This is a genomic window from Dactylosporangium sp. McL0621 (genome assembly GCF_049995355.1).
GTDB lineage: Bacteria > Actinomycetota > Actinomycetes > Mycobacteriales > Micromonosporaceae > Dactylosporangium.
The window spans coordinates 4,980,819-5,000,725 of sequence record NZ_CP188259.1 but is presented as its reverse complement, the minus strand read 5'-3'; the positions used below and the strand labels follow the sequence as shown (position 1 = coordinate 5,000,725).

The following is a 19,907-nucleotide window of genomic DNA, read 5'->3' as shown; positions in this document are numbered from 1 at the left end:
CTCGACGTGCCCGACCTGGACCTGCCCAACAAGCGGACCCGAGGGGTTCGGCCAGGAGGGCGACGAGTGGGAGCGGGAGTACGCCGAGGCCCACGGCCGCTGGGAGGTCCTCGCCAGCCGTGCCGTGGGCCTGTGACCCGAGCGTCAGTAGGTGTTGTTCGCCGTGGTCAGCCGGGTCTCGCCAGCCGGCAGCGCCGGGCAGCCCGCGGCGCCGGCCCAGGTCGCGCCCGCCGGGTAGAGGTACCAGGTCGGCAGGTTGGCGCTGCTGCCGATCAGGTACGTGCCGAGGTCGTTGTTGGTGAACCGGTTGTGGTACGACGAGCATTCGCCCGCGTCCACGTTGACCTCCTCCAGGTAGTGCGCGGACGGCGGCGTCGACGAGCGCGGGAAGCCGTTCGCCCCGAACACGTTGGCGTCGAAGGTGTTGAAGTCGCTGCCGTCCCGTAGCTTGACCGGATCGCTGCTGACCCCGGTCACGTTGTTGCCGGTGAACGTGTTGCGCGAGCTCTTGTGCGTGATGTAGGTGGCGTGGATGTAGCTGTTCTCGCTGTTGCGCAGGTTCACGAAGTGGTTGTTGGCGATCCGGTTACCCGACGACTCGGTGAGCACGATCCCGCCGTACCCGCACCGCGGCCAGTCCGCGTCACCGCAGATGCCACCGGTGTACGCATTGCCCAGCGAGGTGAGGACCATGCCGAAAACGGTGTTGCCGTCCAGGCCGCGCGCCGACGGCAGGCCCGGCCCGGAGGACGGGTGGTATCCGCCGCCACAGGACCCGGCCGATCCGTCCAGCGAGATGCCGCCGCTCGAGTAGTACTGCGCCTGCAGGTAGTAGAACCGCAGGCCGGAGGTGCCACCGGCGTTGAGCGCCCCGCCAGCGCAGGCGTAGAACCAGTACCCGGCGATGTACCGGTTGGAGCCGCTGGCCCGCGCGTTCTGGAACACCGGCCGCGCGGCGATCGAGTCGGCGCCCCCGCCGATCTCGTAGTCGTCCGGCATGAACGAGATCGTGTGCCCCGGCCGGTACGTCTGCCAGATCGTCTGCTGGGCCACGTAGGTGCCGGCGTGGATGCGCACCTCGACGTCCTGGTCGGACGGGCCGGCCGCGACGAGCTGCTCGACGCGCTCGAGCGTTCTCACCGCAGCGGCCGGGGTGTCACCCGCGGCCGAATCCGATCCGGACGCGTTCATGTAGATGGTCTGGGTGCCCGCGGCGGCGGCCGGCGTGGCGGGCACGAGGGCGGTCAGGCTGAGAACGGCGGCGGCCGCGGCGAACCGCACCGCCTTCCGCACGTTGTCTCGAGACATGGACTGAAGACTATGACCCGGCCGCGCCGGCGCAGCCCCGCCACGAGAGGCGCCGCTCCTCTTCTGCCGCCGATACTGTTCAGCCGGTTGTGGCTATCGGGGTGTGCAGGACACGCGATCTGGCGTTGTCCAGTGTGCGGTGGGACGGACGCCGGTCGCCGGTCGCATCCGGGCATGCGACCGTGTCGGCACCGGATGCGTCAGCGGCAACGCCGAGGCTCGGCACGGGTGTGGGTCCGTTCCGGGGCGGTGGTCACGGTGGAGCACTACGCCAGGCGGTACGGCGTCGACAGGTACACGGCCTATGAGGACCTGACCGCGCTCGGGTTCGCGTTGCCTGACTCGGCGCAGCGGTGGGCGCCGCGCCCACCAACGACCCCCTGTCGTACCGTCGAGCGCGCCGCCCCCCGGTCCGCGACGAGTGGTGGATCATGCTGGACGGCAGGCCGCTCTTCGTCGCGGGCTACACCTCCGGCGGCGCTGCCTACGGCACGTTCGCCAACGAGATGCCGCCATACGATGATCCGCTTTGAGGGCGCTTCGAGACCCAAGACATGGGATGTCTGCCGTGATCGGCGCGTCTTGATCTGCCACGGACGAGTCGATCCACAGTGGACGGACGATCTACGCGATTGTGCATCGCAGTAGGTCAGAAACTCGACGTACGACTGGGCAGGTCGACGCGCCGCCTGAGCGCAGCCAGGTCCGAGGGGCTCGCGCCCGGGTTTGGACCGCCGTGCCGGAAGATCCCGTGCACGTCGGCGAGTTCCACGTCGCGGCCGACCGCTGCCGCTCGTTCCATCACATTCCGCAATGTGAACTCCACGCTGCCCCACCGCCGGCCGTCGTCAGCCGCGCCACGGCGGCATGTCGGATCGATGATCCACCGAGACCCCCTATCAGGCGATCGCCGTCACGGCGTGACCGGGCTGAGCGGCATCCGCACATGCCGCGGACAGCGCGCTCGCGATGGTTGCGCTCAGTGCTATCGCCGCTGTCGGCGGCCCTGGGTGTTGGCGTTCTGGGTGAGGTCGGCGCGCAGCTGGGTGCGGGCGCACATCAAGATCCGTCCGAGCATGTTCTTGCCGGTGCCACTCCGGCCGCGTCCCCAGTAGTGGTCCGTGCTGGTGTCCTCGACGATCTCCTCGTCGCCGGTGTTCAACAGGATGGCGCGGATGTAGGCGTGGGCGGTGAACTTGGCCGTCACGGCCCGGCGCATCACGTCGTCTTTGACCCGTTCCCAGTCGCGGCGCAGCGGCCGGGACCGGTCGAAGAACGGCGATGGCCACATCACCGCACATACTGATGCCCGCGTCCACGAATCGCACGCGATTTTGCTGCGCACCTCGTCGCAGAGAGCGCTTGATCACGCTTCCGCTCATGCGACATAGTACGCGTGCGATGGTGAGCTCGGTGCGCTGTTCCGCCAGCCGCAATGTCCGACGAGCTTCTACGTACGGAGCACCATCGGATCTCGCTGTCGACGGCTGGCCCGCCGAAATACTTGAGGTCCGTCGATCCCGACGCGACCTGGACACGATAGCCCCAGTGCCGCAAGACCTGGACGAGCTTCGCGGCGCCGACCGGGTTTGCAGAGTGGACGTTGATGACGCCGATGTCGAACGGGCGCTCCTCAAAGGCGGCCCGCTCCAGGACCTCCACCACCGGCCAGATCGTGTCGTCCTCGCCGAGATCGTCATCCAGCCACAGATCGAGGAGTTCTACGCCGGCCGCACTCGTCCGAGCCACCTCCGCACTACGCCCATCCACAAACGAACGGAGGTCATCGACCAGCGCGACCGTGCTGCGAGCACCCATCCGGTGATGATGCTCGCGTCGCCTTGATCCAGCATCCGGATTTGCCGCTGGTCGAGCACTGCGGCTCGCCCTAGGCTCGTGCTCCCGCAGGCCGACGACCCGCATCGCGTTGGCTCGCCTATCTGGTTCCTTGCCGGCCTCGTCAGTGGGCCCCGAACTCACGAACACAAGAACCGGCCGCCGGCTGCTGGAACTAAGCTCACCGACAACCGGGTCCCCGAAGCCAAACGGGACCCCACGGCGTTGCGGTGGGGTGGGAGTATCGGGCTGTGTGGTGGAATCGGCCGTTCACGGTCCGTGACGCGCTCGCGGCGGTGGCGATCTTCTGGACCGTCGGGGCGTGTCTGCTGCTGGCGGCGTGGCGCAGCGGTGTCGCGGAGGACCGAGCCCGTCACGCGCCGACCTGCCCCGAAGGGCAGGCGTTCACGCCGGCGGAGTGTCAGATCACGTTCGACGGCACGATGACCGGGCTGACCCACGATCGGGCGGAGATGGACGTCGGCGGGCGCCGCGCCACGGCGAAGGTCACGCTCTCCGGTGAGATTTCCGACGTGCGGGGCGTCCCGGTGCGGGTGACCCTGTACCAGGGCAAGGTCATCCACATCGAGGGGCAGCGGCTGAAGATCGACACCGGCGACGCGCCAGCCACCAACCACACGAACCTCCGCAACTTCGGCATGTTCTGCATCGTCGGCGGTGCGGCCCTGGCGGGGGCAAACCTGCTGTTGGGATCGGGCCGCAGGCGACGGGCCGCGGCGCGTTGACCGCAGTCGGCGGCTGTGCCGGGCGCATGTAGGCCGTGCGAGGCGCCCGGGTGTCCCGCTGACTTAACAGAGGACTCCCTGCCAACGCCCGGCAGTTTCTACGCCCGTCCTCATTTGCCGCGAGTCGCTCGCCACCGTCCACGAGTGGCGTGACGGGGCAGGTGGCGTTGCGGATAGCGAATCCGATGCCCGAGCGCCGGATCATGGGTGTGCCCGTGCTTACTGGCGCTGGTGTACTGCCTCTGATCAGGGACGGTCATGTTGGTTGCGCGAGTGCCTTGTACCCACTTTGTGCTTTGTGGGGCTACCGGAACGGCGGAACGTGGGCGTGCCGGGGCTGCGGCGAATCTGGGCCTACAGGCCGTCCTCGTCGTCCGGCATGGGGTAGCGGGCGGCCAGCGCGGCCACCTCGTCGGTGCGGCCGGCGACGTGGTAAGAGAGCATCAGCACGGCCCGGACGACGCGTAGGTCCTGGTGCTCCGGTCCAAGCACCCGGCAGGCCTCCTCAATGATCCGCTCACCCAGTTCGACGGCGGCGGCGCCGTCGTAGTTGCCCTCGAAATAGCGGCTCGCGAGTTGCACTTGGGCATGCAGCGTACGCGGATCCGCCGAACCCAGGAGGTCCAGGAGTTCCGCGGCGATCTCCTCCACGAGACGTACCTCGTCGTCGTACCGGCCGAGCGCGCGGTGGCTGTAGGCGTGCCAGCCGCGGGCATCGATCGTGTCGGGATGCGCCGGGCCGAGCGTCGTGCTCCGCTTGGCCGCGAGCCGGCCCCACGACGTCATGACTTGGTGCCATAACGCCCGGGAGTCGTCCGAACTGCTGATTTCGGCGAGGCGCACGCGCGCGAACTGGGTGTCCGGGGCATCCGGGCCGAGGTCACGCTCCCGGCCGGCCAGCGCTTGCGTCCAGCCTGCGAGCAGCCGCTTGTCCAGGGCGTGCGACTCGGCGAAGCGCTCCGCCGTGGCGTAGGCGGCGGCCAGGTTGGTCCACACGGCAAGCGTGTCGGGATGGGCGGGACCCATCAACCGTTCCCGGGTGACGGCGACCTCCTCCAGCCGCCGGACAGCCTCCGGAAGCCGCCCAGGTTCGGGCTCCACCTGCAACAGGTGCAGGTGGTAGCAGGACAAGGCGACCTCATGGTGAACGGTGAGCGTGAACGGATGCTCAGGCCCGAGGGCCCGGGCGCACGCGTCCGCCAATGCTGCCAACTCGGCGTACGCCTCGTGGTCACGGCAGCGCTGCCGGAACCCGCGACCGAGGTCCAGGCGAGCGGCCAGCGTGCGGTGATCGTCCGGTCCGAAGGCCTGATCGGCCGCCTGGACCGCGGCGCGCAAGCGGTCGAGCATGCCGCAAGGTACCGTGCCGCAGCGGGTCGGTCGCCTCGACCCCATCGATTCCAGGCACAGCGAAACGCCGCAAATCTCCGATCCGGCGACCCGCCGCCGACCAGAGATCCACATGATCACGTGCGCACATCTGCCGCGACTGCTGCGCGTTGGCGGGACCGTGCTGATCACCATCAGTGACGACAACGGTTAAGCCGAGGCTTCCTGTCCTGCCGATGAGCGGATGCTGGTGCTGGCCCGCTGATGGGATCATGGTGGCGTGGACCAACAGCCGGTGCCAGCGGATGCCGAACGCTGGCAGTGCTACCTTCGCGTGCTCGAAGCGCGATCCGCGGACACCTCGCCAGGACGGCTGTCTGTCCTGGCCGCCGACGAAATCCGGCCGATCAGACTGTGGACCGCCCGCAACCCCAATACGCCGCCAGAGGCGCTCCGCAGGCTTGCCCACGACGAGGACAGCACAGTCCGCTGGCAAACGCTGTTCAATCCGGCAACCCCGCCCCACGCCCTCGAAGCGATGGCGCAGCATGAAGCCGCCGAAGCGCATCCTGACACGTTCGCTGTCCGCCACCTCGTGCTCCACCACCCGAACACCGACCCGGCACTACGCGAGCAGCTCGCCAGGGTCGGAGCGTGCAGTAACCGCACGTGGTACAGCAGCCTGCCGTGCCCCGGCTTCCGGCCCTATCGTCGGCAGATGCCTACGTGAGATGTCCGCACATCTGCCGCTGCGAAGGTACGGCGCCGCCCAGCGCCCGCCGGCCTTGCCGGAAGATGTTGTCTGGGCAGTCCTCCGGCAGTGCGAGCAGGAGCTCGCGCAGGACCAGCGTAGCCACCACCGCGGCTGGTCATCCGGAGATCGTGAATCCGGCGAGTTTGCCTGGGTCGACGATGAGGTCGATCTCTGAGATGCGGCCATTGGTGACGGTAAGGCCGACCACGGCCACCACGCTGGATCGGGTCCGGGCGACGACGCCCGCCGCCCCGTTGACGAGCGCCGGCTCGCACAGGGTCGCGAACCTCGGTCCGTGGGCGGCGGTGTGCCGTGCGACGACGGCGGCGCCGGTGAGCCGGGCCGGGGCGAAGGGCGTCTGAGGACCCGTGTCGGACTGGAACACCACGTCGGGGTCGAGCAGCGTCAGGAGTGCCGCGAAGTCGCCGGCGCGGGCGGCGGCGAGGAACGCGTCGACGACCCGTCGCTGCGTCGTCAGGTCGGTGTCCCGCCCGGTCGCGGCACCCCGGACCCGGCGCCGGGCACGGCTCGCGAGCTGGCGCGTGGCGGCTGGCGTACGGTCCACGATGGCTGCGATCTCGTCGAACGGTACGCCAAACATGTCGTGCAGCACGAAGGCCAGCCGCTCGGCCGGGTCGAGGCTATCCAGCACGACCATCAGCGCCAGGCCGACGGCGTCGGCGAGCAGGCTCGACTGCTCCGGATCGAGGGTCGCCCCCAGGCTCACGACCGGTTCGGGCAGCCGGGTGCCGACCAGGTTCTCCCGCCGTGACCGGCGGGCCCGGAGCAGGTCGATGCAGGCCCGGCCGACCAGGGTGGTGAGCCAGGCGCCGATGTTGTCGATCGACCGGCTATCGGCCCGCGTGGTGCGGATCCAGGCGTCCTGCAACGCGTCGTCCGCCTCGGCCAACGATCCGAGCATCCGGTAGGCGACCGCGCGCAGGTGGGGGCGGTGCGCCTCGAACTGCTCGGCGAACCACTGCATGTCATTCAACGGTCTGCTCCCGTTTCCGGTCAACGACTGCCGAACGCTTCGCGGCGCATCATCTGCATGAGGGTCGGCGCGCCCTCGTAGGTGGTGACTGCGACGAACTTGCCGATCCACGCGCGGTCGTCGAGTTGGGCGAGCATACTCGCGGCGAGGTCGGTGCGGCTGGTGAAGATGCCGTCCGCGTGGTCCTCGTGCAGCTGGTATGCGCTGACGGTCGGCGCGTCGAACAGCCCGGACGGGCGCATGACCGTCCAGTCCAGGTCGGCCTCGCGCAGGTACTGCTCCATGCGGCGCATGTCCGCGTAGGTGGTCCGGCCGATCGTGGCGGTGACCAGCGGTTGCACGATCCGGTTGAGCAGGAACCCCCCGTCGGCGTGGTAGCTCGGTTCGGTGGCGCTCGAGCTGACCGCGACCAGCCGCTTCACGCCGTGGCGGGACATCGCGCTGATGATGCTGGCGATGCCCGCGCTGTAGACGGTGATCGGCTTGCGGCTGAACGGGACGCCGAGGCTCGACAGCACCGCGTCGGCCCCCGCCACGATGCGCGCGACCAGGTCGCTGTCGCCGATGTCGGCACCCGCCACGGTGAGCCTGTCGTGGGTAACCGGAAACGCGGCTGGCTGCCGCGTCACGGCCACCACCTCGTGACCGGCCGTCAGCGCCTGCCGAACCAGCACCCGGCCGGTTCCCCCGTTGGCTCCGAAGACGACGATCCGCATGATCGGGCCCCTTCACGGTCCTTGGGTGCCCTTGATCGCACCCCTCAGTACACCGTCGAACCGCGCGGCGAAGATGTGACAGGTCGCCGGCGTTGCGCGGGCCGTTTGTACGCTGACCCGGTGGACGTCCACCGGGGCGGTGCGATCTTGGCTCGCGCTCATGCCGCCGTTGATGCACGCCGGCCAGCAGGTCTTTGTCACCGCGGGTGACTGTCCTCGGCAAGGCCGCGCCATCCCTGCCGACGACCGGCGAGCACGGCACAGCTCACCAGGAAAGCGTGACGTCGAACCCGTCCATCTCGTCCCACAGCACTGCGCCGAGATCAACCACGAATGTCGTGGCGCACGCCATCAGCAGCGCGGGGTCGGCGGCGCCCGACGCGACAACCCTTGCGATCGACGTTGTGGCCGACAACCCGGCCGGAGCATCGGGCATGTCGGCCCTGGCCGTGCCCACCCGTGCGGCGTCGACGTCAATGAGCACGTACAGCGTCGCCCCGGTAGACGCATCAATGTCGAACTCACGAATGCCTGCCTGGGGCGGGTACCGCCGGAAGCTCGCGCCCGGATAGCGAGCCAGGACGCCACCTTGCACCATCGCCGCGACCGCGGACGCGGCGCCGGGCCGCTGGCAGTAGAACCTCATCTCATAGGCCACTTCATCGCCCTCCCTTGGCAACCGCGAGCTTCAGCCCGCATTCTGCCGCAGCTCGACCCCTGGCAGCTCAACGCCGCTTTCATGGCCGGTGATGCGAGCGTATGGCCAGCCAACGGCACGGTGCGGTCGTAGCAGCAACACGATCGCAACCGATCTTGGCTTCCGCATCTGCCGCGGCTGCTGCGCGTTGGCGGGACCGTGCTGATCACCATCAGTGACGACAACGGTTAAGCCGAGGCTTCCTGGCCTGCCGATGTGCGTGCGTCTCTGTCTGCGTGACGCGGGCGGAAATCGGTGGTGGGCTACCGTTCCGTACTGGTAGCTCTGATCGGTGGACATCCTCGATCGAGTCCTTGCCCGCGCAGCCGCGGATCCCGGCGTCCGCGGCGTGATCCTGAGCGGTTCGCGGGCGCGTGGCACGGAGAACGCCCGGTCCGACTACGACGTGACGATCGTGGTTGCGGAGCAGGCGCAGCCCTGGAGGCACAGCACCCGCACCGACACACTGGACGAGGTGGTCTGCACCGTGGAGGCTCTCGCCGACACATCTGTGCACTGGCAACGGTATGCCTATCGCGGTGCGAAGGTGCTGCTGGACCGCCTCAACGGAGGCATCGTCGAGCTGGTCGATCGGCAGGCGACGCTCTCGGTTGAGGAGGCGGCCCTTCACGCGCGCACCAGCTTGGACGCTTACATCAACCAGCTCTACCGCTGCGTCAAGAGCCGCCGGGACGGCTTTGCCGATGCCGCGCTCCTCGACGAGATGGAGAGCCTGCCCTGGCTGCTGGAGACCGTGTTCGCTTTGCACGGGAGACTTCGCCCCTACAACAAATACCTGCGCTGGGAGCTGGAGACCTTCCCGCTCCCCGACCGCTGGAACACAGCGCTTACGCCGGACCGCGTCGGGACAGCTTCGCTGCGTCTATTTCCTGAGGTTGAGACCCTGGCCTGCCGCCACGGCCACGAGGATGTATTTGAAGCTTGGGGAAGCGATATCGAACTCATCCACGCCTTCGCCGACGCTGCCGCTCCCGACCGCTCCTGACCACTCGGCTAACCGGAGGACGGGCACGGATCTGCCGCGACTGCTGCGCGTTGGCGGGACCGTGCTGATCACCATCAGTGACGACAACGGTTAAGCCGAGGCTTCCTGTCCTGGCCGATGTGCGTGCACGTGATCTTGACCGGATCGGCTCAGTCTGCGAATGAGCTTTGGGGCGCCTGCCGTCTGGGCTTCCCCCTGAGGTGTGGACACCCTGAGACCGGATGTCGGTCCAGAGGAAGGGGTGTCCCCGTTGGGGCGTCCGTCAAAGTACACGGAAGAGTTCCGGCGTGATGCGGTCGAGTTGGTCCGTTCGTCGGGTCGGCCGATCAACGAGGTCGCTCGTGAACTTGGGATGAGTCACCAGACGTTGCGGAACTGGGTGCGTCGGCAGGAGAAGCCGGCGCAGCCGCAGGGTGCGGTGGCGGGTGCGGGGTTGTCGGCGGCGGACAAGGACGCTGAGATCGCTCGGCTGCGTGCTGAGGTTGCTGAGCTGCGGGTGGAGAAGGAGATCCTGCGCAAGGCAGCCGCCTATTTCGCGAAGGAGATGGATCGGTGACCAGCCGCTTCCGGTTCATCTCCACCCACCGCGCCGCGTACCGCGTCAAGCGGCTGTGCCGGCTCCTGGCGGTGTCCCGGTCCGGGTTCTACCGCTGGATCGCCGCCGAACCAGCCCGCCGCGCCCGGGCCGCAGCCGAGGACCAGCTCGCCGAGCAGATCGCCACTGTGCACACTGAGTCCGGCGGCGTCTACGGGTCACCGCGGGTCACCGCCGAACTGCGCGCCCAAGGCGTGCGGGTCAACCGCAAGCGGGTCGAGCGGGTCATGCGCCGGCGCGGCATCGCCGGGCGGCATCTACGTCGCCGCCGACGCACGACGATCCCGGACCCGGCCGCAGCGCCGGTGACGGATCTGCTGCGCCGGGACTTCACCGCCACCGCCCCGGACCAGCGGTGGCGCGGCGACACCACCTACCTGCGCGTCGGCGCCGGCTGGCTGTTCCTGGCCACGGTCATCGACATCGCCACCCGCCGGCTCATCGGCTGGTCGATCAACACGCACATGCGCGCCAGCCTCGTCATCGACGCCCTCGAGGCGGCGGTCGCCGCCCGCGGTGGCCAGGTCGGCGGGGTCGTCTTCCATTCCGACAAGGGATCGCAGTACGGCAGCACCCCCTTCGCCGCGGTCTGCGACCGGCACGGGTGCGCCGCTCGACCGGGCGGACCGGCACGTCGTACGACAACGCCCTGGCCGAGGCGTTCTTCGCCACCCTGAAACGCGAACTCGATGTCGATCACCGCAGATGGGCATGCGAAGCCGGCGCCCGCCGCGACGTGTTCCGCTGGACCGCCTTCTACAACCACCGCCGGCGCCACTCAGCCCTCGGCTACCACAGCCCCGCCGACTACGAACGAACCCTCACATCGACTACCCTGCAACACATCGCGGCGTAACCCGGTGTCCACATCCCGGGAGGAAGCCCAAGGCTACGTCTCGGCCGAACTGGACCGCTGGCTGGCCGCACACAGGAGTGCGGCTGGGCTGCACGGCCTGACGTCCACAGATCGCGCACTCGCCCGGCATGCCCCGCGCACACCGCTCGGGCCATGCCGGAGGCTCTGCTCCGACGCGGGGCTGTGGCTACGACAACTCGCCGTCCGCTACCACGCAACCCTCACCACCGCGCATCGGCCCTCCGAGCTGCGTCGCGCTGTACCGGATCGCAAGCCCTGGGCGCTGGCCGTCGACGCAACCGGGCGTCACACTTGTATCGCCTGATTGAGCAAGGCGCTTGGGAGGCCTGGATGGAAACACCGGTGCCCAGCAACGAGGCGGAGCGGATCTCTGCGCTGCATGCCATGTCGGTCCTCGACACCGCGCCCGAGACCGACTTTGACGACATCGTCCGGATCACCTCGGAGATCTGCGGCGCGCCCATCTCGCTGATCACGCTGGTCGACACGGACCGCCAGTGGTTCAAGGCGACGATCGGCGACGTCCCGTTTGCGGCGACGCGCGAGGCGGCGTTCTGCGCGCACGCAATCATGGGCCGGGACTTGATGGTGATACCGGACGCGACGACGGACGCCAGGTTCGCCGCCAACCCGTACGTTCGCGGGGACCACGGCGTCCGCTTCTACGCCGGCGCCCCGCTGATGACGAGCAAGGGCGCTGCGCTCGGCACCCTCTGCGTCGTCGACCACGCGCCGCACCGCCTCGACCTTGCCCGGATGCGCGCCCTGCGGGCCCTGGCGCACCAGGTCACCGAACTGCTGGAACTGCGGCGGCTAGCCGTCACCGCGCAGCTGGACGTGAACCCGTCGCGGACCATCGACCTCGCCTACCTGACCGACGACCGCATCCAGGACCTCCGCTGCATCGCCGACGCGCGCAACATCTGTATCACGCTGATCTTGGAAAACCACGCTCCGCTACGTGCTGATCCGCCGACACTATCGCGAGCGCTCGACTATGCCACCTTCACCGCGCTCAAGGCCGCCGGGGCCGACGCGCAGGTCGGCGTGCGGGTCCGCGACTCGCCCGCGCCGGCGATCGAACTCGCCCACGCGGGCGGGTCGGTCACAGCGGACTGGTACGCCGAGCTGACCGGCGAGCGACACTCCGATGACCCTGTGCCGCGAGCCGTCGCGGCGATCCTTCGGGCCCATGGCGCGACCGTGGCCTGCACGTCAGCCACTGTCGGCTCGCCGGGCGTCCTCGTCGAGCTGCGGTTCCCGGCTGTGTGAGGCGTTCGCCGCGCGCGCGCCGTCTACCACGAAGCAGGTCAGCCCTTGACGTAGGAGGGCTCCGTTGCGTTGCGGGAGCGACAGACGCGTGAACGCCCGTCTCGGGTCCGAGGTCAGATCGCTCGGGCGAGCTCGGCAAACGCAGCGGTCACCCGCATGGCCGGCGGGGCGTCGATGGCGAGTTCGTAGTGTGCGTGACGCAGGTTCTGCATGAACGCGTGCCCGGCGATGACTACCTGTGCTGTCTTGTCCGTCCGTAACCCGCGCATCGGTCTCAACCGGTGTTTGAGCCGGCTGTGGTCGGCCTCGATCCGGTTGTCGGCATACTGCTCGACGTGGTGCCACGCGGACGGGATGAGCTCGTCGAAGACGCCCGGGCACACTGCGGCGGCATCGGTGACCACCTCGCTGGGCATCACCTTCAACGCCGACAGCGCCCGTCGGAAGAACCGCCGGGCCGCATCAGCATCGCGACGGGCCGCGACGAGCACGTCGATGACCTGCCCGTACTGGTCGACCGCCCGGTACACATACCGCCACACATCGTTGACCTTCACGTACGTCTTGTCGACGAACCATCTATCGCCCGGTGAGTGGCGGCAGAATCGGGCGGCGGCGGCCAGCAGCGGGGTGAACCGCTGCACCCACCGGTAGACGGTGACGTGATCAACCTCAACGCCACGCTCCACCAGCAACTCTTCTACATCCCGGTAGGACAGGTTGGTCCGCAGGTAGCAGGTACCAGCGGACCGCGGGCCCGGGCGGTCAACGCGACCCGCCCATCGATCCCCGCGGTCGCACGGCCCGTGTTGCGCTGAGTGACCTGCCGCACGCTGATCAGCGTGTTCGACCATGTCAACGTGCCCGTCGGTTCGACATCCACGTCCGCTTCGTCGTCAAAGGCTCACCTGCCCACGTCAGTGCCCCCTCCGGGGCTCCGGGCACCAGGCCCGGTATCCGGCCGGTTATCCGACCACCATCCAGGAGAAGGATCTGGTCACGCGGTCGTCGGTTTCCCGTCGTCTTTCGACCACCGGCATTCGCTTCTTGGGCACCCTGTCCCGCCGGGAAGTTCCGCCCCGATCACTCTCGGCCTACCAGCACCGCGCGCGCCTACCTGCGCACCCGGCGTGGACCCAGACGCGGGTTTACCACGTTCCACACGCGTGAGACCCGGACCGGGCCGGGCGCTCTCTTTACCCCGGGGATGACGATGTTCGCTGGCCATCGCGTTGTCCGTGGCCGCCGCCTGCCGTCTCACAACGGCCGATCCCTACCACCCCGGCATTACAGCCCAACCCGGGATGTCGGTGTCACGAGGCATCAGCAAGAGTTCCCTGACAGTCGCCCTATACCGGTCCTTCCCCTCACCTGTGACCGTCATGGTTGGGACGACGGTCCTTGGGCTTTCTTATGGGCTTCGGACCCAACCGATCAGGAATCGGCCACGCACGCCACGGCGGGGACAAGGTCGAACACAGACCCGGAGCTACGCCTTCGACATACGTCGAACCTCCTCCACGAGCTCACCCACAACGTGCGACTTCGTGTTGCAACAACGAACACCGGCCCCATCAGGGCATCGTGAACGCCCGCCCGCTGCACCCCTTGCCCGCGCCGATCGCCGATTCGGAGCAGATCGCCCGCCTCAACGTACGAAGATGCGATCGCCTCGGCGGCATACCACGAGTACGAACATGCCGCCTGACCTGCCCGGATAGCATTCTCGGCAAGCGCAGGGTCGAGTCGCGCCGGCACCGGCTCGCCGAGGCGCCAGCTCCAGAGGGCAAGCTCATTCAAGGAACCCGACAGCGTGGCGCGGGAGTTCTTCTCTCCGCCCGCCTAGCGCCGCCCCCTACCGCGTGGTGACGGGCGTCGGTGCCGGGCTGCCGGGCCGCAGCGGCGCGTAGCTGCTCGCGGCGGTCACGACCATCGGCGTGCCGAAGTCGCCGACCCGGGTCTCCGCGTCGCCGATCAGCGGCGCCGGCCCGACGTCGTCGACCACGTCGTGGGTCGTGACCCGCGTGATCAGGCCGGTCGCGACGTCGACGGCCACGGTTCCCGTGACGGTGGTCGGCACCCGGTCGGCGGCGCCCGCGGTTGTGTAGCCGAACGTCCAGGTGTCCGTGGCCACGCCCAGCGTGCCGGGGAGCGGGCGCGGCCCGCTCCCCGGCTGCCGGTGCTATCCGCCGTGTGCGGCCGTGACCAGGTCCGGCAGCAGGCGGGCGGCGTTCGGCGTGCCCAGGCCCGTGACCGGGTCCCAGCCCGTGGTGGCCGGGTAGCCCGCCACACTCGGGTCCGCCGTGTTGTTGCCGGTCGTGACGTCGTAGAAGTCCGTCGCGTAGCGGCCCGGGTCGGCGCCCAGGCGGTACAGGGCCGGGTTGATGAGCCCGAGTCCGCCGCCGTTGATCTGATCCGCGATCGCCACCAGGCCGGCCCACTGCGGGCAGCTCAGCGACGTGCCGCCGATGTCGTACCACCCCGTGCTGCACGGCGCCGATCCGCAGATCAGGCCGCTCTGCCCGTCCGGCGGCAGCGACAGGTAGACCAGCGCACCGGTGCCGGCGCTGGCCTGCAGGCCGATGTCGGGCACGCCGCGCATGCCGCCGATCGGCGTGCTGCCGGCCGGCAGGACATTCTGGTAGGCCGGCTTGCCGAACACGTGGCTGAAGCCGCCGCCGGAGAAGGTCCAGCCGACCTCGGCGACGCCCGGGAACTGCTGGCACTTCGCCGGCGGGTCGACGCTGTCGGCCACCCGGGAGGTGGTGTTGGCGGGGTCGGTGCACAGATACGTGCCGCCCACCCCGGTCACCAGCGGGTCCGACGCCGGCCACCCGACCGTCGGATACGGGATGAGCGCGCCACCCTTGCCCACCGGCTGCTTGCGATCGTTGGCCGAGCCGCCGTCGCCCGACGAGGCCAGCACGGTGATGCCGTTCTCGGCCGCCGACTTGAACGCGTGCCGCAGCTGCTCCAGCGATCGGGAGCTGCCGAACGCGTCCTCGGCTGAGCCGAACGACTGCGAGATGACGTTGGCCAGGTGATGGTCGACGACGTACTGCTCGGCGTCCATCATGACCGGGAAGCCCTGCACCCCGAGCGTTTCCGCGGTCGGCGTGGCGACCAGCAGGATGTTGGCCATCGGCGCGATCGCGTGCGCGGTCTCGACGTCGAGGGCCACCTCCAGCGCCCAGGCGCTGCGGTCCTCCTGGCCGGTGCCCTTGCTCGCGGGCGGCGGCGCCTTCGTCGCCGGGGATCCCTGAACGTGCAGCACGTCGAACGTCGGCATGCCCGGCGCGCAGACCACGCCCTCCTCGCCGCACATCGGCTGCAGGCCGAAGGCGGTGTCGAAGACGTGGAGGTCGTGACTCATCGTGTCACTGCCATACGAATCGACGACCGCGATGGTCTGGCCCCGCCCGTCGAAGCCCGCGGCGTAGAGGGGCTGCAGGTTGTACGCGGCCCGGATCGCCTGCGGACTGAAGCACCGCCGCCCGGCCGAGGCGCACTGCGCCTGGGTCGGCGGCGTCTGCGACGCCGAAATCTGCACATACTCCGACACTGCCGGATGAAACACGCCGGCCGCGGCGCGCCCGGACACTCCCGTGCCGGACAGCCCCGCGAGCGCCAGCATCGCCGTCGCGGCGCCGCCGATGAATCGGCGCTGATGATCGTTCATGCAACCTCCCTGTTGCGAGCCCCTGTAAAGCGGACACCCGCCGCCGGTAGGCAGGGGGCGCCCGATGCGCCACGGACGCACCGGCTCCGATCGTCGGGCTGGACAACCGGCCCGGCACGCCGCGACCGCGCCGTCCGGCGCAGGGTGGTGCGCGCCGGACGACACGCTGAAGCGGCGATTCCGGATGCCCACGCGTTACACCGCCGGCCGCGCCGCCCGGCGAATGCCGCAAAACCCCCGTCGGGCCCGCCCGGTGCGCAGAAACCAGCGCACGTCGGCGAGGGCGTGCCGGTCGGCCTGCACGACCATGACCGACAGGGTGGGCGAGAGCACGTCGTGCAGCTCCCGCGCGATCCGGGCCTGCTCCGCGGGCGGTAGCTGACCACCGCCCTGCCGCTATCCTGCAGGCGCCTGCAGGGTAGTGATGTTTTCAGGCGACTGCCTTGACCAAGACCGCGACGCCAGCACCGGTTCATGTTCGTGGTGAACCGACGTCACCGGTCGCGGCGTGGACTTCGCCGCCGACATCGAGTTGGCGCCACAGGCCGTCGAGCAGCCACACCGCGCCGATCGACCGGGCATCGACCACCTCGACCGCGATGGCGCGGCCGGCCGTCAGCGGCTTCAGTCGCTGGTGATGCCCACAATCTCAGAGAGCGGAATCTTCGCCACCATGAGCCAAGGCAGCGGTGGCTTCACGGGGAGGTGGCCGGTAACGCGCACGGGTAGTTGCTCGTCTGATGTCACCGAGACCAGCACGGTGAAGATCGCGTGATCGTCCGTCTCCATGGGCAGTCAGCTCCACGACTGCGCCGGACGTCAGGGTGACAATCCAGCGTTGGGTGGCCCGTCGACGAACTCCATGTCGGCACGATACGACGGTGGGCGGGCTGGGCGACTACCGCTTGATCACGTTTCCGCTCATCAGCGTAAGACGTTTTGCGTCAAGCCCTTTGGTCGGTGCCTCGTCCGTCGTCTGTCCCGGCATAGCGGTAATGGGGTTGGTCCCGGCAGCGTGTAATCGGGTTGGTGAGACGACGGGCGGGGCTACCCATGATGAGCGTCGAGGTAACCGTGGTTCCTCAATGCCGCGTGGGGCTCGCCCCGACCGGGCTTGACGGGCCGCGTGCAGATGTCAGGCAGCGGCGGGCATCACCATGCAGCGTCCGGCGCCGTGGGTGGCGATGGCGGGTCCCAGGCCCGGCCGGTGGTGATGACGGCGTGCAGTTGCCGCAGAATCGCAGCGGCGATCACGGCCTGGGCCTGGGTGACCGTGAGCTTGTTCTGCTCCCGGGTGGTCAGGTGGGTGGACCGGGCGGCGTAGACCGGATTTGCCCGTTGCGCGCCCCAGACAGCTCGCCATGCAGCCAGCCGGAGCCCGGGACGTCCTTGCCCGGTCAGTTTCGTGCGTCCCTTGAACGCGCCGGACAGGTTCTCCCGCGGTGCCAGGCCGGCGTGCTTGACCAACGCCCGCGCGGTGGAGAACCGGTTCGGGTCACCGGTCCGGTCTGGGCCAGGATTGCCGCTGCGCCGACCGCCGACAGGCCGCAGATCGAGGTAACGAGGTCGGTCAGCCGCAGCTCATCCAGAACCGTGGTCATCCGCGTCTCAGTGTCCAACAGCCGGCGGTGGGTCTCGAGCCAGTCGCTCAGCAGCAACGCGACCCGCTCCAGGGCACCTACACGGTGGGCGATCACGCCGGCCGGATCACGCAACGCCGCGAACAGCAGCCGCACGATTCGCAGGCAAGGCCTCTGCCGGCCACGTCGCACGACCTCGCGGCGCACCGCTGTCTCAAAGCGCGCCAACCGTAGCCGCCGGGTCCGGGTCAGGTCCCCGCCATCACGGTCCACCACGACGCTCAGCGCGGCGGTCCACGTCAGGGAACGAAACGGCTGCCGTGCGGTCTGCAACGCTGCCGGCCAGACACACTCCAACAGGGCTCGGATCTGCTGGACCTGACTGTGGTTCGGGGAGTCGAACGCCATCGGGACGGTCATTACCACCGGTGCGGCGGTGTTGTCCGCCGAGCCGGCGTGCAGATCGCTGAAGTGGACGCCATCGGTGCCGGTGCCGGTGCCGGTGCCGTCGAACATGGTCGCGTTGACCGGGCTGGCCCGATAGCCGCCGTCCTGGGGCGTCGAGGCCGGATCGACAAGTCCCAGTCCGATGTCGATGAAGGACATCTCGGTCGCGAGCTCGACCCGCTGTTCGAGTTGCCACAGGCGCACCCAGTCGGCATGGAACGCGGCAGGAACGGTGTTCACCCGGTTGAGTGTGCCAGCCGAAACCGCCACCCGAGCGTGATGCGGCAGCCTTGCGCTCTCGTACCGCTGGACGGCTGCGCGGGGCTGAGCATCCTCATGTGCCGCGCTCAGCGCACCCGGTCGTGGCTTGCGACGTGTCGACGTTGTACTGTCCGGCGGATCAGTCGTCGAACTAAAAGCCGCGCTGCGCTGCAAGCGCCAGCAACTGTCGATGCGGTCGGCGTCGCCCGTTACCTCCAGCAGCCGGGTGGCCAGTTCATCCACGGCGGCTCGATCCGGGCTGTACGCAAGGAACGTGTCGGCCTCGGAGTCGAACGCGAACCGTCCGTCCGGATGAGTGCCTCTGTCACAACGAGCGTTGGGCAACGCTTTCCAGAAGACGCCGTTGGGTTCGTGACCGAGGTCGGCGGTCACGCCGTCCACTCTGGTCGTGCCCGCGACCAGGTAGAGTCGGTGTTCACCAGGTGCGACTTCGGCGGCGGTGATCGAATGTATCGCGTGATGTTGGCAGGTCACGGATCACCCCGACCATGCAGCCTCGGTACCAGACCGGCGCGACGAAGTCGCCATCCAGATGCTCGACGGTGGCGCCGCCGCGTCCGGCCAGGGCCTGGAAAATCGGTGTACCGCAACAGCTTCAGTGGCGATCATTGATCCGTGCGTACTCCACGCCAGTTCCCGCTGCAGCTCGGCGCCCCCGGTACCGCGCCGGAGGCGCTGCTGCCCATCGTCGTCACGGTCGACGATGCCGACTCCCCGCGCGACGTCATCGACGCCCTTGCGCTGACCTCGTTCGTTACCGGCACCCAGCCGCACGCGGCCACCAAAGACCTCAACAACGTCCGCGACGATGCGACCCTCCTTCCGCCAGGAGTGCTGGTGCTGCGCACGACCATCAACGAGACCGAGCGCGCCAGCCTGGCCGCCGGCGATGGCTGGACCCTGCGCGCGGTGCACTGGCCACGCAACAAGACCGCCACGGTGTCGGTCACCGCGACCAGCGCGGAGCTCGGCGACGAGATCATTGCGTCGGCGATCGACGGGATGACCGAAGAGCCCCCACCGCTGAAGAAGGCCGTCTCCATGGGCTTCTGGTATGCCTCGGCGAACGGCCCGCAACGCAACCCGCGGCCCATCACCGCCGGTCCGTGGTCCGACATCCGGAACAACTATGCCCGCAGCGCCACGACGCAGTTCGACCGGCTGGTCGGGGTCGACCGTACCTCGGTGCGGGGCCGGCTCCTGCTGCTGCACGGGCCGCCGGGCACGGGCAAGACCACAGTGCTGCGCGCGTTGGCCCACGAGTGGCAGGACTGGTGCCAGTTCGACTGCGTGCTCGACCCGGACTCGCTGTTCAGCAGCCCGGCCTACCTGATGGAGGTCGCGCTCAACCGGGCCGGCGACTGTTCGTGCCCGGACAAGAAGCACGAGAAGTGGCGGCTGCTCCTACTCGAAGACTGCGACGAGCTGATCCGCGGCGAGGCTAAGCAGCACACCGGGCAGGCGCTGTCCCGGCTGCTCAACCTGACCGACGGTCTGCTCGGCCAAGGTCGTAAGGTCTTGGTGGCGATCACCACCAACGAGGATCTCGCCCGGCTGCACCCGGCTGTCGTTCGGCCGGGCCGCTGCCTGGCCCGGATCGAGGTACCTGCGTTGCCGTTCGACGAGGCGGCGGGCTGGTTGGGCACGTCGGCCGGCATCCCAGCCGACGGCGCGACCCTCGCCGAGTTGTACGCACTGCGTGACGGCTTCGACACGACGGTCGAGCGCGAGCCGGTCCTCAGCGGCCAGTACCTGTAAACGCGTTGGACGACGTTCCGGATGAGGACGT

General features: G+C 69.0%; 20 protein-coding genes and 3 pseudogenes. 8 read left to right on the top strand and 15 right to left on the bottom strand.

What is annotated here, in order from left to right; genetic code table 11:
- Nucleotides 1–144 precede the first annotated feature (144 nt).
- From ACPPVO_RS24160 to ACPPVO_RS24145, 4 genes and pseudogenes are all read right to left on the bottom strand, one after another.
- Nucleotides 145–1,308, bottom strand: a complete 1,164-nt coding sequence (locus ACPPVO_RS24160) for a hypothetical protein (protein WP_426513427.1) — start codon at nucleotides 1,306–1,308, stop codon at nucleotides 145–147.
- A gap of 649 nt (nucleotides 1,309–1,957) precedes the next feature.
- On the bottom strand, nucleotides 1,958–2,134 hold the full coding sequence (locus tag ACPPVO_RS24155) for a hypothetical protein (RefSeq protein ID WP_426513426.1): 177 nt from the start codon (nucleotides 2,132–2,134) through the stop codon (nucleotides 1,958–1,960).
- Nucleotides 2,135–2,293: 159 nt separating this feature from the next.
- Nucleotides 2,294–2,599: an NADAR family protein gene (locus ACPPVO_RS24150; protein WP_426513425.1), complete on the bottom strand. Its 306-nt coding sequence runs from the start codon at nucleotides 2,597–2,599 to the stop codon at nucleotides 2,294–2,296.
- 194 nt (nucleotides 2,600–2,793) lie between these two features.
- Nucleotides 2,794–3,126, bottom strand: a pseudogene (locus tag ACPPVO_RS24145) (cyclic-phosphate processing receiver domain-containing protein); the annotation flags it as partial.
- A gap of 314 nt (nucleotides 3,127–3,440) precedes the next feature.
- On the opposite strand from ACPPVO_RS24145, the gene ACPPVO_RS24140 reads away from it, so the two are divergent.
- Complete coding sequence (locus ACPPVO_RS24140; protein ID WP_426513424.1) at nucleotides 3,441–3,890, top strand: hypothetical protein; 450 nt, start codon at nucleotides 3,441–3,443, stop codon at nucleotides 3,888–3,890.
- 354 nt (nucleotides 3,891–4,244) lie between these two features.
- Here the strand turns inward: ACPPVO_RS24140 and ACPPVO_RS24135 are convergent, their stop codons facing one another.
- Nucleotides 4,245–5,240, bottom strand: coding sequence for a tetratricopeptide repeat protein (locus ACPPVO_RS24135; RefSeq protein WP_426513423.1), 996 nt, complete (start codon nucleotides 5,238–5,240; stop codon nucleotides 4,245–4,247).
- Between ACPPVO_RS24135 and ACPPVO_RS24130 the strand changes: the two genes are divergently transcribed.
- Nucleotides 5,239–5,433 (top strand): hypothetical protein, encoded by a 195-nt coding sequence (locus tag ACPPVO_RS24130; protein ID WP_426513422.1) that lies wholly within the window; start codon nucleotides 5,239–5,241, stop codon nucleotides 5,431–5,433. The two genes, ACPPVO_RS24135 and ACPPVO_RS24130, sit on opposite strands and share 2 nt — an antisense overlap.
- Nucleotides 5,434–5,499: 66 nt before the next feature.
- Nucleotides 5,500–5,949, top strand: a complete 450-nt coding sequence (locus ACPPVO_RS24125; RefSeq protein WP_426513421.1) for a hypothetical protein — start codon at nucleotides 5,500–5,502, stop codon at nucleotides 5,947–5,949.
- Between the two features lie 139 nt (nucleotides 5,950–6,088).
- Here the strand turns inward: ACPPVO_RS24125 and sigJ are convergent, their stop codons facing one another.
- The 3 genes from sigJ to ACPPVO_RS24110 all read right to left on the bottom strand — a co-directional run bounded on the left by sigJ (nucleotide 6,089) and on the right by ACPPVO_RS24110 (nucleotide 8,341).
- Entirely contained in the window at nucleotides 6,089–6,958 is an 870-nt protein-coding gene (gene sigJ / locus ACPPVO_RS24120; RefSeq protein WP_426513420.1) for an RNA polymerase sigma factor SigJ, read from the bottom strand.
- Between the two features lie 29 nt (nucleotides 6,959–6,987).
- The gene (locus tag ACPPVO_RS24115; protein WP_426513419.1) at nucleotides 6,988–7,683 is read right to left on the bottom strand and encodes an NAD(P)-dependent oxidoreductase; all 696 of its coding nucleotides are present in this window, start codon (nucleotides 7,681–7,683) and stop codon (nucleotides 6,988–6,990) included.
- A gap of 265 nt (nucleotides 7,684–7,948) precedes the next feature.
- Nucleotides 7,949–8,341, bottom strand: a complete 393-nt coding sequence (locus tag ACPPVO_RS24110; RefSeq protein WP_426513418.1) for a hypothetical protein — start codon at nucleotides 8,339–8,341, stop codon at nucleotides 7,949–7,951.
- A 331-nt stretch (nucleotides 8,342–8,672) separates the two neighbouring features.
- On the opposite strand from ACPPVO_RS24110, the gene ACPPVO_RS24105 reads away from it, so the two are divergent.
- From ACPPVO_RS24105 to ACPPVO_RS24095, 3 genes and pseudogenes are all read left to right on the top strand, one after another.
- Nucleotides 8,673–9,386 carry a nucleotidyltransferase domain-containing protein gene (locus ACPPVO_RS24105; RefSeq protein WP_426513417.1) on the top strand — a complete coding sequence of 238 codons (714 nt, stop codon included), beginning with the start codon at nucleotides 8,673–8,675 and terminating at the stop codon, nucleotides 9,384–9,386.
- A gap of 250 nt (nucleotides 9,387–9,636) precedes the next feature.
- A pseudogene (locus ACPPVO_RS24100) lies at nucleotides 9,637–10,837 on the top strand (IS3 family transposase).
- A gap of 351 nt (nucleotides 10,838–11,188) precedes the next feature.
- Nucleotides 11,189–12,130, top strand: coding sequence for a GAF domain-containing protein (locus ACPPVO_RS24095; protein WP_426513416.1), 942 nt, complete (start codon nucleotides 11,189–11,191; stop codon nucleotides 12,128–12,130).
- A gap of 113 nt (nucleotides 12,131–12,243) precedes the next feature.
- Here ACPPVO_RS24095 and ACPPVO_RS24090 read toward each other — a convergent pair.
- The 5 genes and pseudogenes from ACPPVO_RS24090 to ACPPVO_RS24070 all read right to left on the bottom strand — a co-directional run.
- Nucleotides 12,244–12,864, bottom strand: a pseudogene (locus ACPPVO_RS24090) (IS6 family transposase); the annotation flags it as partial.
- A complete protein-coding gene (locus ACPPVO_RS24085) occupies nucleotides 12,831–12,962 on the bottom strand; it encodes a reverse transcriptase N-terminal domain-containing protein (RefSeq protein ID WP_426514683.1) in 132 nt (43 codons plus the stop codon). The pseudogene ACPPVO_RS24090 and the gene ACPPVO_RS24085, both read right to left, overlap by 34 nt.
- A 1,023-nt stretch (nucleotides 12,963–13,985) precedes the next feature.
- Complete coding sequence (locus tag ACPPVO_RS24080) at nucleotides 13,986–14,264, bottom strand: hypothetical protein (protein ID WP_426513415.1); 279 nt, start codon at nucleotides 14,262–14,264, stop codon at nucleotides 13,986–13,988.
- Nucleotides 14,265–14,312: 48 nt separating this feature from the next.
- On the bottom strand, nucleotides 14,313–15,809 hold the full coding sequence (locus ACPPVO_RS24075) for a S53 family peptidase (RefSeq protein WP_426513414.1): 1,497 nt from the start codon (nucleotides 15,807–15,809) through the stop codon (nucleotides 14,313–14,315).
- Nucleotides 15,810–16,004: 195 nt separating this feature from the next.
- On the bottom strand, nucleotides 16,005–16,142 hold the full coding sequence (locus tag ACPPVO_RS24070) for a hypothetical protein (protein WP_426513413.1): 138 nt from the start codon (nucleotides 16,140–16,142) through the stop codon (nucleotides 16,005–16,007).
- A gap of 175 nt (nucleotides 16,143–16,317) precedes the next feature.
- Here ACPPVO_RS24070 and ACPPVO_RS24065 point away from each other — a divergent pair, with 175 nt between their 5' ends.
- Nucleotides 16,318–16,584: a hypothetical protein gene (locus ACPPVO_RS24065; protein WP_426513412.1), complete on the top strand. Its 267-nt coding sequence runs from the start codon at nucleotides 16,318–16,320 to the stop codon at nucleotides 16,582–16,584.
- A gap of 377 nt (nucleotides 16,585–16,961) precedes the next feature.
- Here ACPPVO_RS24065 and ACPPVO_RS24060 read toward each other — a convergent pair whose 3' ends face one another.
- Together ACPPVO_RS24060 and ACPPVO_RS24055 are read right to left on the bottom strand one after the other, a co-directional pair.
- Nucleotides 16,962–17,276 carry a transposase gene (locus ACPPVO_RS24060; RefSeq protein WP_426513411.1) on the bottom strand — a complete coding sequence of 105 codons (315 nt, stop codon included), beginning with the start codon at nucleotides 17,274–17,276 and terminating at the stop codon, nucleotides 16,962–16,964.
- Nucleotides 17,207–18,592, bottom strand: a complete 1,386-nt coding sequence (locus ACPPVO_RS24055; RefSeq protein WP_426513410.1) for an Imm51 family immunity protein — start codon at nucleotides 18,590–18,592, stop codon at nucleotides 17,207–17,209. Before ACPPVO_RS24055 ends, ACPPVO_RS24060 begins: the two co-directional genes overlap by 70 nt.
- A gap of 141 nt (nucleotides 18,593–18,733) precedes the next feature.
- Between ACPPVO_RS24055 and ACPPVO_RS24050 the strand changes: the two genes are divergently transcribed.
- Complete coding sequence (locus ACPPVO_RS24050; protein WP_426513409.1) at nucleotides 18,734–19,876, top strand: DUF5925 domain-containing protein; 1,143 nt, start codon at nucleotides 18,734–18,736, stop codon at nucleotides 19,874–19,876.
- Nucleotides 19,877–19,907 lie beyond the last annotated feature (31 nt).